Source organism: Xanthobacter autotrophicus ATCC 700552, assembly GCF_043194565.1.
Classification (GTDB): domain Bacteria; phylum Pseudomonadota; class Alphaproteobacteria; order Rhizobiales; family Xanthobacteraceae; genus Xanthobacter; species Xanthobacter autotrophicus_F.
This window is the reverse complement of sequence record NZ_JBAFVS010000023.1, coordinates 30,473-43,146: the sequence shown is the minus strand read 5'-3', so window position 1 is coordinate 43,146 and position 12,674 is coordinate 30,473. Positions and strand designations below refer to the sequence as shown.

The 12,674-nt window shown below is 68.2% G+C and carries 12 protein-coding genes; 10 read left to right on the top strand and 2 right to left on the bottom strand.

Translation table 11 applies throughout. The features are described 5' to 3' along the window. Nucleotides 1–25 precede the first annotated feature (25 nt). From ccoN to V5F48_RS19675, 10 genes are all read left to right on the top strand, one after another. Complete coding sequence (ccoN, locus tag V5F48_RS19720) at nucleotides 26–1,693, top strand: cytochrome-c oxidase, cbb3-type subunit I (RefSeq protein WP_394260079.1); 1,668 nt, start codon at nucleotides 26–28, stop codon at nucleotides 1,691–1,693. Nucleotides 1,694–1,703: 10 nt separating this feature from the next. Then, nucleotides 1,704–2,450, top strand: a complete 747-nt coding sequence (gene ccoO / locus V5F48_RS19715; RefSeq protein WP_394260078.1) for a cytochrome-c oxidase, cbb3-type subunit II — start codon at nucleotides 1,704–1,706, stop codon at nucleotides 2,448–2,450. 4 nt (nucleotides 2,451–2,454) lie between these two features. Further along, entirely contained in the window at nucleotides 2,455–2,616 is a 162-nt protein-coding gene (locus V5F48_RS19710; protein WP_149575222.1) for a cbb3-type cytochrome c oxidase subunit 3, read from the top strand. A 4-nt stretch (nucleotides 2,617–2,620) separates the two neighbouring features. Beyond that, nucleotides 2,621–3,505, top strand: a complete 885-nt coding sequence (gene ccoP, locus V5F48_RS19705; protein ID WP_394260077.1) for a cytochrome-c oxidase, cbb3-type subunit III — start codon at nucleotides 2,621–2,623, stop codon at nucleotides 3,503–3,505. 425 nt (nucleotides 3,506–3,930) lie between these two features. After that, nucleotides 3,931–5,397, top strand: a complete 1,467-nt coding sequence (ccoG, locus tag V5F48_RS19700; protein ID WP_394260076.1) for a cytochrome c oxidase accessory protein CcoG — start codon at nucleotides 3,931–3,933, stop codon at nucleotides 5,395–5,397. A gap of 32 nt (nucleotides 5,398–5,429) precedes the next feature. Beyond that, a complete protein-coding gene (locus V5F48_RS19695) occupies nucleotides 5,430–5,933 on the top strand; it encodes a FixH family protein (protein ID WP_394109677.1) in 504 nt (167 codons plus the stop codon). Between the two features lie 212 nt (nucleotides 5,934–6,145). Continuing rightward, nucleotides 6,146–8,377 carry a heavy metal translocating P-type ATPase gene (locus V5F48_RS19690; RefSeq protein ID WP_394260075.1) on the top strand — a complete coding sequence of 744 codons (2,232 nt, stop codon included), beginning with the start codon at nucleotides 6,146–6,148 and terminating at the stop codon, nucleotides 8,375–8,377. Then, the gene (gene ccoS, locus V5F48_RS19685) at nucleotides 8,374–8,586 is read left to right on the top strand and encodes a cbb3-type cytochrome oxidase assembly protein CcoS (protein WP_394260074.1); all 213 of its coding nucleotides are present in this window, start codon (nucleotides 8,374–8,376) and stop codon (nucleotides 8,584–8,586) included. Before V5F48_RS19690 ends, ccoS begins: the two co-directional genes overlap by 4 nt. After that, on the top strand, nucleotides 8,583–9,707 hold the full coding sequence (locus V5F48_RS19680) for a hypothetical protein (RefSeq protein ID WP_394260073.1): 1,125 nt from the start codon (nucleotides 8,583–8,585) through the stop codon (nucleotides 9,705–9,707). The genes ccoS and V5F48_RS19680 overlap by 4 nt, the downstream gene beginning before the upstream one ends. A 41-nt stretch (nucleotides 9,708–9,748) precedes the next feature. Beyond that, nucleotides 9,749–10,528 carry an SDR family oxidoreductase gene (locus tag V5F48_RS19675; RefSeq protein ID WP_394260072.1) on the top strand — a complete coding sequence of 260 codons (780 nt, stop codon included), beginning with the start codon at nucleotides 9,749–9,751 and terminating at the stop codon, nucleotides 10,526–10,528. A 118-nt stretch (nucleotides 10,529–10,646) separates the two neighbouring features. On the opposite strand, the gene V5F48_RS19670 is transcribed toward V5F48_RS19675, so the two are convergent. Together V5F48_RS19670 and apaG are read right to left on the bottom strand one after the other, a co-directional pair. Beyond that, nucleotides 10,647–12,143, bottom strand: coding sequence for a TrkH family potassium uptake protein (locus V5F48_RS19670; protein WP_394260071.1), 1,497 nt, complete (start codon nucleotides 12,141–12,143; stop codon nucleotides 10,647–10,649). Nucleotides 12,144–12,279: 136 nt separating this feature from the next. Then, complete coding sequence (gene apaG, locus V5F48_RS19665) at nucleotides 12,280–12,672, bottom strand: Co2+/Mg2+ efflux protein ApaG (RefSeq protein ID WP_394109683.1); 393 nt, start codon at nucleotides 12,670–12,672, stop codon at nucleotides 12,280–12,282. Nucleotides 12,673–12,674: the final 2 nt, after the last annotated feature.

The window sequence follows — 12,674 nt, the reverse complement described above, 5'->3', positions numbered from 1 at the left end:
ACGCTTCGGCGCGAAGGGTTTTCAGATGTCAACAATCCAAGATCCGATCCCGACGCCGGCGAAGGCCCTGCGGTTCGGCGAAGCCGGACTGCTGGTGGTTTTCGCCGCCTTCGCCTTCTTCGCGATCATTGTGGCCGCAAAGGCCTACACGCCGGCCTATGCCTTCCATGCCTATCTGTTCGCCGCCGCGAGCATTGCGGCGGTGTTCGCCATCGGCAACCGCTACATGGCCCGGCCGGCCGGGCCCGTGCCGCAGGTCAATGCCGACGGCAAGCCCAACTACAATTTCGACGTGGTGAAGTTCTGCACCATCGCCGCGGTCGTCTGGGGCATCGCGGGCTTCCTGGTGGGGGTCATCGCCGCGCTCCAGCTGGCCTTTCCGGTGGTCAACCTTGACCTGCCCTGGATTTCCTTCGGCCGCCTGCGCCCGCTGCACACGTCGGCGGTGATCTTCGCCTTCGGCGGCAACGTGCTGATCGGCACCTCCTTCTACGTGGTCCAGCGAACCTCCCATGCGCGCCTGTTGGGCGACCTGGCGCCCTGGTTCGTGGTTCTGGGCTACAATCTCTTCATCGTCATCGCCGGCACGGGCTATCTCCTGGGCATCACCCAAGGCAAGGAATACGCCGAGCCGGAATGGTATGCGGACCTGTTCCTGACGGTGGTCTGGGTCACCTACCTGCTGGTGTTCGCGGGCACCCTCCTGAAGCGCAAGGAACCCCACATCTACGTGGCGAACTGGTTCTATCTCGCCTTCATCATCACCATCGCGGTGCTGCATCTCGGCAACAACGCCTCGGTGCCGGTTTCGGTGTTCTCGCCCAAGTCCTACATTCTCTGGTCGGGCGTTCAGGACGCCATGTTCCAGTGGTGGTACGGCCATAACGCGGTGGGCTTCTTCCTCACCGCCGGCTTCCTCGCCCTGATGTATTATTTCATCCCGAAGCGCGCGGAGCGGCCGGTCTATTCCTACCGGCTGTCCATCGTCCACTTCTGGGCGCTGATCTTCATCTACATCTGGGCCGGCCCGCATCACCTCCACTACACGTCGCTGCCGGACTGGGCGCAGACCCTGGGCATGACCTTCTCGATCATCCTGTGGATGCCCTCCTGGGGCGGCATGATCAACGGTCTGATGACCCTCTCGGGGGCCTGGGACAAGCTGCGCACCGACCCGATCATCCGCATGATGGTGGTGGCCGTGGCCTTCTACGGCATGTCCACCTTCGAAGGCCCGATGATGTCGGTGAAGGCGGTCAACTCGCTGAGCCACTACACCGAATGGACCATCGGCCACGTGCATTCCGGTGCGCTCGGCTGGGTCGCCTACATCTCCTTCGGCGCCATTTACTGCCTGGTGCCCTGGCTGTGGAACAAGCGCGAAATGTACTCGCTCAAGGCTGTGTCCTGGCACTTCTGGGTCTCGACCCTCGGCATCGTGCTCTACATCTCCTCCATGTGGGTGGCTGGCATCCTGCAGGGCCTGATGTGGCGCGCCTACACCCAGCTCGGCTTCCTCGAATACTCGTTCATCGAGAGCGTTGAGGCCATGCACCCGCTCTACGTCATCCGCGCCCTCGGCGGCATCCTGTTCCTGTCGGGTGCCCTGATCATGGCCTGGAACATCTGGAAGACCATCACCATGCCCGAAGCGGCGGCCGAGCAGTCGCTCGCCCTTGCGCCTGCGGAATGAGGAGGCACTCATGGCAACGCAAGGCACCTCCATCTGGACCAAGCACCAGATCTTCGAAAAGCACTCCTACTGGCTGATGCTGGGCATCCTGATCGTGATCTCGATCGGCGGCCTGGTGGAAATCGCGCCGCTCTTCTACCTGAAGAGCACCATCGAGAAGGTCGAGGGGATGCGCCCCTACACCCCGCTCGAACTGGCGGGACGCAACATCTATGTGCGCGAGGGCTGCTACAACTGCCACTCGCAGCAGATCCGCCCGCTGCGTGACGAGGTGGAGCGCTACGGCCACTATTCGCTGGCGGCCGAGAGCATGTACGACCACCCGTTCCAGTGGGGCTCCAAGCGCACCGGCCCGGACCTCGCCCGCGTGGGCGGCAAGTATTCGGACCTGTGGCAGCGCGAGCATCTCCACAACCCGCGCGCCGTGGTGCCGGCCTCCATCATGCCGAGCTATCCCTGGCTCACCCAGACCAGGCTCGACACCAAGCACCTTGCGGCCGACCTGAAGGACCTCAAGCTGCTCGGCGTCCCCTACACGGACGAGATGATCGCAAGCGTCCAGGACGACCTGAAGGCCCAGTCCACGACCGATGGCGACACCAGCGGTTTCGACAAGCGCTATCCCAAGGCCCAGGCCCGTGACTTCGACGGCAATCCCGGCGAGCTCACCGAGGCCGACGCGCTCATCGCCTACCTCCAGATGCTGGGCACGCTCGTGGACTTCAAGCTCTACGACAACCAAGCCAACGTGAGGTGAGCTGATGCACGAGACCTATCTCTGGCTCGCGTCCTTCGCCCAGACCTGGGGCCTCGTGCTCTTCGTTCTCGGTTTCCTGCTGGTGATCGCCTACGTCTTCTGGCCCTCGAAAACGAGGAAGAAGGAATTCGACGACGCCGCCAACATCCCGCTCAAAGAGGATTGATCCCGTGAGCACGACTCAAGATACCCACCATGGCAGGGTGGATGCCGCAACCGGCGTCTCGACCACTGGTCACGAATGGGATGGCATCTCGGAGCTGAACAACCCGCTTCCGCGGTGGTGGCTGTGGGTGTGGTACGCCTGCATCGTCTGGGCCATCGGCTACTGGATCCTGTTCCCCGCATGGCCGCTGATCAACTCGGCGACGCCGGGCCTGCTCGGCTGGAATTCGCGCTCGGCCATCCAGGTTCAGATCGCTGATCTCCAGGCGCTGCGCGCCGAGAGCGGGGCCAAGCTCGCCAACGCCTCGCTCGAGCAGATCGAGCAGACGCCGGCGCTGCTCACCCTCGCCCGGGCCCAGGGGCGCGTCGCCTTCGCCGACAATTGCGCGCCGTGCCACGGCGCCGGTGGCGGCGGGGCCACGGGCTACCCCAACCTCAATGACGACGACTGGCTGTGGGGCGGTTCGCTGGAGCAGATCCAGCAGACCATCCAGTACGGTATCCGCTCCGGCGATGCCGAGGCCCGCACCGGCTCCATGCCCGCCTTCGGCCGCGACGGCATCCTCCAGAAGCCGGAAATCTCGGCGGTGGCGGACTATGTGCGGACCCTGTCCGGCATTGCCCAGCCCGGCGCCGATTTCGCCAAGGGCCAGGAAGTGTATGCCGCCAATTGTGCCGCCTGCCATGGCGACGACGGCAAGGGCAACCAGGAACTGGGCGCCCCCAACCTCACCGACGGCATCTGGCTCTATGGCTCGGACAAGGCCAGCATCGAGTACGGCGTCGTCAACGGCCGCGGCAACGTGATGCCGGCGTGGCACGCGCGCATTGATCCGACCACCATCAAGGCTCTCACCGTCTACGTGCATTCGCTCGGCGGCGGACGCTGACGCAAGCTGCAGGGCCGGCCCGGCTTGCTCCGCGCCGGCCGGGCGCGCAGACTGAAACGTGAACCGCGCCGGATCTGGGCTATTGCCCGGTCCGGCGCGTGCTCTTTCCGAGCGGGGGCGGATCGGCCAATGGGGTGACGCAGTCCGAGCAGTTCGGGCGACCGTCGTCCATCCGGCAGGAGCAAAACGGGAGCACGCGCCGGCATCGAGGGGAGCCGACGCGGGGCGCAGGGGGAGCCAAAAAGTCGCGCGACCAATCGACGGCGCGACCTTTCGCCCGAAGGCCCGGCCAAACATTCTAAGCTATGAATGTTGTTGTGTCGGCGCCGGGCGGATGTCCCGAGACCAGAGCCGGCCCACCGAGGGCCCGCCCTCAACCCGCATCGCCGGCCCAAGGTGGCTGGCCAACCTTCGGCAAGCAACCCATGACTGCCCTGACCACGAAATCCGAGCAGAAGGCCGCCGCCGCCGCCACCGTGGCCGACCCCGACGATATTCCGCTCTATGAGGCCCGTCGCCAGATCTATCCGCAGACCGTCCACGGCCGGTTTCGCACCATCAAGTGGATCGTGCTCGCGGTTACGCTCGGCATTTACTATTTCCTGCCTTTCGTGCGCTGGGATCGGGGTCCCGATGCGCCGAGTCAGGCGGTTCTGATCGATTTTCCATCGAGCCGCTTCTATTTCTTCTTTCTGGAAATCTGGCCGCAGGAATTCTACTACGTTGCCGGCCTGCTCATCCTCGCGGCGCTCATCCTGTTTTTGATGAATGCGGTGGCCGGGCGCGTGTGGTGCGGCTACCTGTGCCCGCAGACGGTCTGGACCGACCTGTTCATGGCGGTGGAGCGCCTCATCGAGGGTGACCGGCGCGAGCGCATGCGCGCGGACGCTGCGCCCTGGACCATCGACAAGTTTGCCCACAAGACGCTGAAGCACTCCGTCTGGCTGCTCATCGCCTGGTGGACCGGCGGCGCCTGGGTGCTCTACTTCGCCGATGCGCCTACCCTGGTGGTGCAGCTTGCCACCTTCCAGGCGCCGGCCGTGGCCTACATGTCCATCGGCGTTTTGACCTTCACCACCTATGCGCTTGCCGGCCACATGCGCGAGCAGGTGTGCACCTATATGTGCCCGTGGCCGCGCATCCAGGCCGCGCTCACCGACGAATATGCGCTCAACGTCACCTACGCCTACGACCGCGGCGAGCCGCGCGGCTCGCTGAAGAAGGCCGAGGCCGCCCGCGAGAAGGGCCAGCCGGCGGGCGATTGCGTCGATTGCGGCCAGTGCGTCGCGGTCTGTCCCACCGGCGTGGACATCCGACTGGGCATGCAACTGCCCTGCATCCAGTGCGGGCTGTGCATTGATGCCTGCAACACGGTGATGGAGAAGGTTGGCCGCCCGCGCGACCTGATCGCCTACGACAGCGAAGCGAATCTTGAGGCGCGGCTGGCCCACACGCCGTTCACCCAGCGCATCATCCGGCCCCGCACCATCCTTTACGCGGTGCTGATCTGCCTGGTGGCCGGGCTGATGCTGACCTCGCTGCTCGGCCGCGCGACGGAGGGCGTCGCCGCCATCCACGACCGCAACCCGCTGTTTGTGCGGCTGTCGGACGGTTCGGTCCGCAACGCCTATACGGTGCGGCTGATCAACAAGATGCTGGAGGAGCGCACCTTCGTCCTCACGGCGGACGGCGTGCCCGGCGCCAGCCTGGAGGTGATCGGCGACAATGCCGACGGCCTCACCATCGGCCCCGACCAGACCCGGGAGATCCGCGTGCTGGTGACCACCCGGGACAAGCTGGCCGCGCAGGCGTCACTGCCCATCACCTTCCGCATCCGCGACAAGGCTTCGGGCTTGACGGCGGCGGTCAACGATCACTTCATCGGCCCGTGAGCAGCGGACCGGATAAACAGGGGAGGGACGACATGGCCCATGCGGATGTCCCCCGCAGGCCGCGCGAGCTGACCGGGCGGACGGTGCTCTTGATTCTCCTCGCCTTCTTCGGCGTGGTCATGGGCGTCAACTTCCTCATGGCGCGGCTTGCGGTCTCCACCTTTGCAGGGGTGGAGACCGAGAGTTCCTACAAGGCCGGCCTCGCCTTCTCGGCCGAGCACCGCGCCGCGGAGGCCCAGGTCGCCCGGCACTGGAGCGTGACCGTGGAACTGGCTTCGCCGGGCGACCAGGCCCGCGTGGTCATGATCCGCGTGCTTGACCCCTCCGGCGCGCCCCTGTCGCAACTGACCCCGGACGGGCGCTTCGCGCACCCCACCGACGCCCGGCGCGACGTGGACCTGGACCTTGAGCCCCTCGGCGACGGCCGCTACCGTGCCACGGCGGCGGCGGGTCCGGGCCAGTGGGATCTGGTGATTGATTTTGCGCAAGGCGGAGAGCGTCAGTTCCGGTCCAAAAATCGCGTGCAGCTTCCGTAAGCCGCTGTGAACGGGCAACCGGCTTCCTCCGGCCTCCCGAGGCGGCATCGAGACTGCCGGGCGGCTGCCGTCCAGGGTCGCCTGCACCTTGAATACGATCAGGCCGGCTGGTTCGTCGCGCCGGCCGGCCTGTCGTACTTTTCTTTTCTTTCGGGTCCGCACCTTTCCGCCGCACGGTGCAGCGGGGCCCCGCAGTCCCCGGGGATGGAACCATGGCTGAGGCGATCGACTATTCCATCTTTGTCGCGCGGTCCGAGGACGGCCTGGCCCAGATGAGCCTTGCGGTGGACGGCATCGACTGCGCCGCCTGCATCGCCGAGATCGAGGACGGGGTGAAGGCGCTGCCCGGCGTGGTGCGCGCGCGCCTCAATTATTCCACCCACCGCCTCACCGTCGCCTGGCGCGAGGAAACCTCGCCGGACCGGGTGGTGAGCCAGCTGGAAGCCCTGGGCTATCGCGCCCATCCCTTCGCCGGCCGTGCCGAGGAGAGCGAGGAACGCCACGCCCGCTGGCTGCTGCGCTGCCTCGGCGTCGCCGGCTTCGCGGCCATGAACATCATGCTGCTGTCGGTCTCGGTGTGGTCGGGCAACGTCACCGACATCACCCCGGAAACGCGGGATTTCTTCCACTGGGTCTCGGCCCTCATCGCGCTGCCGGCGGCGGCCTATGCGGGCCAGCCCTTCTTCCAGAGCGCGTTCCGGGCGGTGCGCTCGGGCCGGCTCAACATGGACGTGCCCATCACCATCGGCGTCACCCTGGCGCTGGGCATGAGCGTGCTGGAGACGGCGCTGAGCCAGCCCCACGCCTATTTCGACAGCGCCATCATGCTGCTGTTTTTCCTGCTGGCCGGGCGCTATCTCGACCATGAGGCGCGCCGGCGCACCCGCGCCACGGCCGGCAACATCGCCGCGCTGCGGGGTGAGATGGCCCATCGCCTCGGTGTCGACGGGGTGCCGGTGCTGGTGCCGGTGCAGGCCCTGCAGCCGGGCGACACCATCCTCGTCGCCCCCGGCGAGCGGGTGGCGGCGGATGGCGTCATCGCCTCCGGCCGATCCAGCATCGATGAAAGCCTCGTCACCGGCGAGACCCTGCCGCGCGCCCTGAAGGCGGGCGATGCGGTGTATGCCGGCAGCCTCAACGGCGAGGGCGCTCTGCACCTCACGGTGACTGCGGGCGGCGAGAATACCCTGGTGGACGACGTGCAGCGCCTGCTGGATGGTGCGCTCGCCGAGAAGGGCGCCTATGTGCGCCTCGCCGACCGGGTAGCGCGCCTCTATGCCCCCATGGTGCACCTGACGGCGCTGGTCGCCGCCATCGGCTGGCTCCTCGCCGGCGCGGACCTGCACCATGCGGTGATGATCGCGGTGGCGGTGCTCATCATCACCTGCCCCTGCGCGCTGGCTCTTGCCGTGCCGGCGGTGCAGGTGACAGCCACCGGCCGCCTGTTCCGCGCCGGCCTTCTCATCAATGCCGGCGATATGCTGGAGCGCCTCGCCGCCGTGGACACGGTGGTGTTCGACAAGACCGGAACCCTGACCCTGCCGGAGCCGGCCCTTGCCCTGCCGCGCGACGCGGACCGGGCGCTGGTGGGCCTTGCCGGCCGGCTGGCCCTGTCGAGCCGCCACCCGCTGGCCCGGGCGCTCGCCCCGCGCGCCGACGGGCCGGCCATCGAGGGCGTGACCGAAGTGAGCGGGCAGGGCGTGGAAGCCATGGTGGACGGCGAGGCCGTGCGCCTCGGCAGCCTTGCCTTCTGCGGCGCCAGCATGCCCGCCGGCCTGCCGGACGGCGCCTCGCTGATTGCGCTGCGCCGTGGCGCGCAAACCCTGGTCATGGGGGTGCAACAGGCCCTGCGGCCCGATGCGCTGGAGGTGGTGGACGCGCTGAAGGCCCGCGGCCTTGAGGTGCGCATCCTCTCCGGCGACCGGGAGGCCGCGGTGGTTCCCGTGGCGCAGGCGCTGGGCATCGCTTATTGGGATGCGGGCCTGAAGCCCGCCGACAAGATTGCCGCGCTCGATCGCCTCAAGGTGGACGGCCGGCGGGTGCTGATGGTGGGTGATGGTCTCAACGACGCCCCGGCCCTTGCGGCCGCCGCCGTTTCCCTTTCCCCCGCCACGGGCGCCGCGGTGACGCAGGCCCATGCGGACGCGGTGTTCCTCGGCCGGCGCCTCGCGCCGGTGCTGGCGGCGGTGGACGGGGCGCGGGTCGCGGCACGGCTGATGCGGCAGAACCTCGCCATGGCCGTGCTCTACAATGTGATCGCGGTGCCCCTCGCCATTGCCGGCCTTGTCACGCCGCTGGTGGCGGCGCTTGCCATGTCCGGCTCTTCCATACTCGTGACCGTGAACGCCTTGCGCGCGGCGCGGCCGGGGCGCAAGGATGAAGCAACCGACGCCGCGGCCCCTGCCGGCGGCGATGCCCGCACACTGGAGGAGGCGGCCGCGTGAACGTCCTCGTCTATCTCCTGCCGCTCGCCCTGCTGCTCGGCCTCACTGGCCTCTTCGCCTTCCTGTGGAGCCTCAAGAGCGGCCAGTATGACGACCTCGACGGGGCTGCCGTGCGCGTCCTGTCGGACGACGACCTGCCCAGTTCAGGCGCGGCCCCGGCGAACACGACTCCGGCGGGCCTGCGCCGAAACGGTGCCTCCAAGCCATGAGGCGCATCGCGTCCGCCCCCGAACCCCGCGCAGGCATGCTGGTCTGCGTCTGCGATCCGCAGCTGGACGCCCCCGCCAACGACAACGGGCCGCGCCCGGTCTCCACCTTTGGCCTGGCCTTGGGGTTCGCGTTTGCCGTGCTGGCGCAGACGGTGGCCTCCGCCGCCCTGCCGCTCGCCGGCGCCCAGCTGGCGCCGCGTCCGGAGCTGGTCACCTGGCCGTTCGCGGCCATGCTGCTGGGCGCCGCGCTTGCCTCCTTCCCGGCATCCTTCCTGCGCGACGCGTTCGGCCGGCGCACCGGGTTTGCGCTCGGCGCGTCGCTGGGCATCGCCGGCGGGGCGCTGCTGGTGGCGGGGCTGATGCAGCGGCAGTTCGCCTGGGCCTGCCTGGGCGCCCTGTGGCTCGGCATGGCGCAGGGCTTCTCCTTCTTCTACCGGCACGAGGCCGCCGCCGCGAGCGGCCGGCCCGCCGCCGCCACGGCCGGCGTTCTTGCGGGCGGTGTTGCCGCCGCCTTCGCCGGGCCGACGCTCGCGGGCTTCGCCGAGCAGCTCGCCGCGCCCTATTTCCTCGTGGGCGCCGCTGCACTGGCAGCCCTTGCGCACACCTGTTCCCTCGGGGTCGCGGTCACCCTCGCCGCGGACCCCACCACCGTGTTCCGTCCCAGGGCAAGGGCGCCCCTGTCCGCCATCCTGTGGCCGACCCTGGTGGGCGGCGTCGCCTGGTTCGGCATGAACACCGTCATGTCCGGCGCGCCGCTGGCGCTGGTGGGCTGCGGCATCGGCGGGGCGGCGGTGTTCGGCTTCATCGCCCTGCATGTGGCGGCCATGTATGCGCCCGCCGTGCCCCTCGCCTTCGTGGGGGATCGCGTGCCGCCGGTGGTGATTGCCGTTGCCGGCGCGCTGCTGGTGGCTATCGGCATCCCGCTGCAGAGCCTGGGGACGCCGGAGACCATCACCGCCGCCCTCATCTGCGTGGGGGCCGGCTGGTCGGTGGCCACCGTGGGCGCCACCGCCTGGATCTATCGGGCCGGCCCGCCCAGCCGCCTCGCCCTTGCCCTGCATGACGGCGGCCTGTTCTTTGGCGCCATCTGCGGCGCGCTGCTGGGCTTTCTTCTGGCCTGACTGCTTGGCCGATGCGTGCGCCAGACGGTAGGAAAGGGGGCATGCCCAATGGCCGGGAGCCCGCCTTGACCCATCCCTTCTCGCTGGACGGCCGGACCGCCCTCGTCACCGGCTCGGTGGCCGGCCTCGGCTATGAGATCGCGACCGCCCTCGCTCTGGCGGGGGCCCATGTGCTGGTGAACGGCCGCGATGCGGCCCGCCTCGGCCCGGCGGTGACCGCCATCATCCGCAAGGGCGGCAAGGCCGAGCCGTTCGTGCTCGACGTGTGCGATGCCGATGCGGTCACCCGGGCCATCGCCACGGCGCCGCCCATCCACATTCTGGTCAACAATGCCGGCGCCCGCGACCGGCGCGGCTTCCTCGACATGGACGACGCCGCGTTCCGCCGGCTCGTGGAACTGGACCTCTTCGCCCCCGCCCATCTCACGCGTGAGGTGGCGAAAGGCATGGTGGCGCGCGGCAAGGGCGGGCGCATCATCAACATCACATCCATCGCCGGGCCGCTGTCGCGGGCGGGGGATGCCGCCTACACCACCGCCAAGGGCGGTCTGGAAGCATTGACGCGGGCGCTCGCGGCCGACCTCGGTCCGCACGCCATCACGGTGAACGCCATCGCGCCCGGCTATTTCCTCACCGAGCCCAATGCCGAGCTGGCGCGTGACCAGGCGGTGGGGGAATGGCTGTCGCGCCGCACCTCGCTGGGCCGCTGGGGGCGGCCGGACGAGGTGGCGGGGGCGGTGGTGTTCCTTGCCTCACCCGCGGCCTCCTACGTCACCGGCCATGTGCTGGCGGTGGACGGCGGCTACATGGCGCATTTCTGAGGGGTCACGCTCAAACGCCGCGCGGACTCCTTTGGGACCTTCGCTCAGGCGCCGCGCGGGCTTTGTGGGTGCCTCCGCTCAAACGCCGCGCGGGCTTGGCGCCGCGCGCAATGCCGGGTCAGCGGACCCAGAAGCGTGGCAGGAACAGCACCAGCACGGTGAGGATTTCCAGCCGGCCCAGCAGCATGGCCGCCGTGAGCAGCCACAGGGCGGAGTCGGGCAGGACGCTGTAGTTGGACGCCGGCCCCACCAGCGGCCCCAGCCCCGGCCCCACATTGGCAAGGCAGGCGATGGTGGCGGAGAAAGCGGTCCTCACGTCAAGGCCGAGCATGTTGAGGGCGACGCCGAAGAGGAAAAAGGTGAGCAGATAGAGAAAGACGAAGGACAGCACCGAGGCCACCACGTCGTCCGCCACCGGCGCGCCGCCGTAGCGCAGGGGAAACACGCCGGCGCGGAAGGAAATGCGCTTCAGGTGCTGGTGGATCGCCTTGGCGGTGATGGCGAGGCGCAGCGCCTTCAGGCCGCCGGAGGTGGAGCCGGTGCAGCCGCCCATGAACATCAGCACGAAGAAGATGGCGTCCGAGCTCGCGCCCCAATTTGTGTAGTCCGCCGCCATGAAGCCGGTGGTGGAAATGAGCGAGGCGACGGTGAACAGCGCCCAGCGCAGCGCCGTCTCGCCGGAGGCGACGCCGCTGAAGGTGAGCTGCAGGAAGGAGAGGGTGGTGAACACCGCCACGATGGCGAAGAACAGCCGCACCTCCGGATTGGAGAAGATCCGCCACGGGTCGCCGGACAGGGCGCGCACATAGAGCGGGAAGGGCAGGGCGGCCATGAGCATGAAGACCACGGCCACATAGTCCACCGCCGGCTTGGCGAACACCGAGAGCGAGGAGTCCGAATTGGCGAAGCCGCCGCTCGACAGGGTGGACATGGCGATGGTGACGGCATCGAAGGGCTTCAGCCCGGCCACCAGGAAGAAGCCGGCACAGATGGCGGTGAGCAGCACATAGGCAATGAGCAGGCGCTTGGCGATGGCGCCGGCGCGCGGCAGGAACTTTTCCGACTTGTCGGACGATTCGGTGCGGAACAGCTGCATGCCGCCGATGGAGAGCACGGGCAATACGGCGATGGCGATGGCGACGATGCCGATGCCACCGAACCAGTGCAGCAGCGCCCGCCACAAAAGGATGCCGGGCGACATGGCGTCGAGCCCCGACATCACGCTCGCCCCCGTGGTGGTGAGCCCGGACATGCTCTCGAATATGGCGCTGGTGAAGGACAGCCGCGCGTGGCCCCACATGAGCGGCAGGGCGGCGAACAGCGACAGCACCACCCAGACCGAGGTGGTCAGGAGGAAGGCCTGCCGGAGGTCAAGCTTGCTCACCTTCTGGCTGCGCCCGCTCATCCACAGCAGCACGCCGACGAAGATGGTGATGGCCGAGGCGCCGACGAAGGCGCTCTGTCCGCCGGACCGTGCGGCGAAATCCACCGCCGCCGGCAGCAGCATGGCGACGCCGAGGATGGACAGGAGGACGCCGAGCGTCGCCGCCACCGGGCGCAGGCTGAGCACCGAAACGGCCTCGGCCTCCACCGTTGGTATGCGCGCGGCGTGCATGACGTCCCCCTTCCCCTAAAAATGTTTTCGAGCGAAGTGGATACCGGCCGGCGTTAAAAAAATGCGATGCGCAAACGGGATAGAGCATTTCCCGCGAACCGGAGTACACGGAAAATGCTCTCGCCCGCGGCGTTTTTCAGTTGAGAACCCGGCGCACGTCCGGCACATCGAGCGAGAAGGCCGGGATCTCGATGGAGAAGGTGTCGCCGTTGCCGGCGAGCATCTCATAGTGCCCGTTCATGATCCCGGTGGAGGTATTGAGCGCGACGCCGCTGGTGTATTCGAAGCGGCTGCCGGGGGGCAGTGTGGGCTCCTCGCCCACCACGCCCGCGCCGTGGACCTCCTCGGTGTGCCCGTTGGCGTCAGTGATGATCCAGTGGCGACCCTTCAGTTGCACGGTCTCCTGGCCCAAATTGGCCACTTCGACGGTATAAGCCCAAAAATGACGGCCCTGGTCGGCCTCTGAACGCTCCGCCACATAACGCGGCGTCGCGGTCACCTGAATATTTCGAGTGATGGCGCGGTACATAC

Excerpts from the sequence above, each read along its gene's own strand:
- V5F48_RS19680 (WP_394260073.1), top strand. The coding sequence starts at position 8,583 with ATGAGGCGCATCGCGTCCGCCCCCGAACCCCGCGCAGGCATGCTGGTC.
- V5F48_RS19695 (WP_394109677.1), top strand. The coding sequence starts at position 5,430 with ATGGCCCATGCGGATGTCCCCCGCAGGCCGCGCGAGCTGACCGGGCGG.
- ccoN (WP_394260079.1), top strand. The coding sequence starts at position 26 with ATGTCAACAATCCAAGATCCGATCCCGACGCCGGCGAAGGCCCTGCGG.
- ccoG (WP_394260076.1), top strand. The coding sequence starts at position 3,931 with ATGACTGCCCTGACCACGAAATCCGAGCAGAAGGCCGCCGCCGCCGCC.
- V5F48_RS19675 (WP_394260072.1), top strand. The coding sequence starts at position 9,749 with ATGCCCAATGGCCGGGAGCCCGCCTTGACCCATCCCTTCTCGCTGGAC.
- V5F48_RS19670 (WP_394260071.1), bottom strand. The coding sequence starts at position 12,143 with ATGCACGCCGCGCGCATACCAACGGTGGAGGCCGAGGCCGTTTCGGTG.
- ccoO (WP_394260078.1), top strand. The coding sequence starts at position 1,704 with ATGGCAACGCAAGGCACCTCCATCTGGACCAAGCACCAGATCTTCGAA.
- apaG (WP_394109683.1), bottom strand. The coding sequence starts at position 12,672 with ATGTACCGCGCCATCACTCGAAATATTCAGGTGACCGCGACGCCGCGT.
- V5F48_RS19690 (WP_394260075.1), top strand. The coding sequence starts at position 6,146 with ATGGCTGAGGCGATCGACTATTCCATCTTTGTCGCGCGGTCCGAGGAC.
- V5F48_RS19710 (WP_149575222.1), top strand. The coding sequence starts at position 2,455 with ATGCACGAGACCTATCTCTGGCTCGCGTCCTTCGCCCAGACCTGGGGC.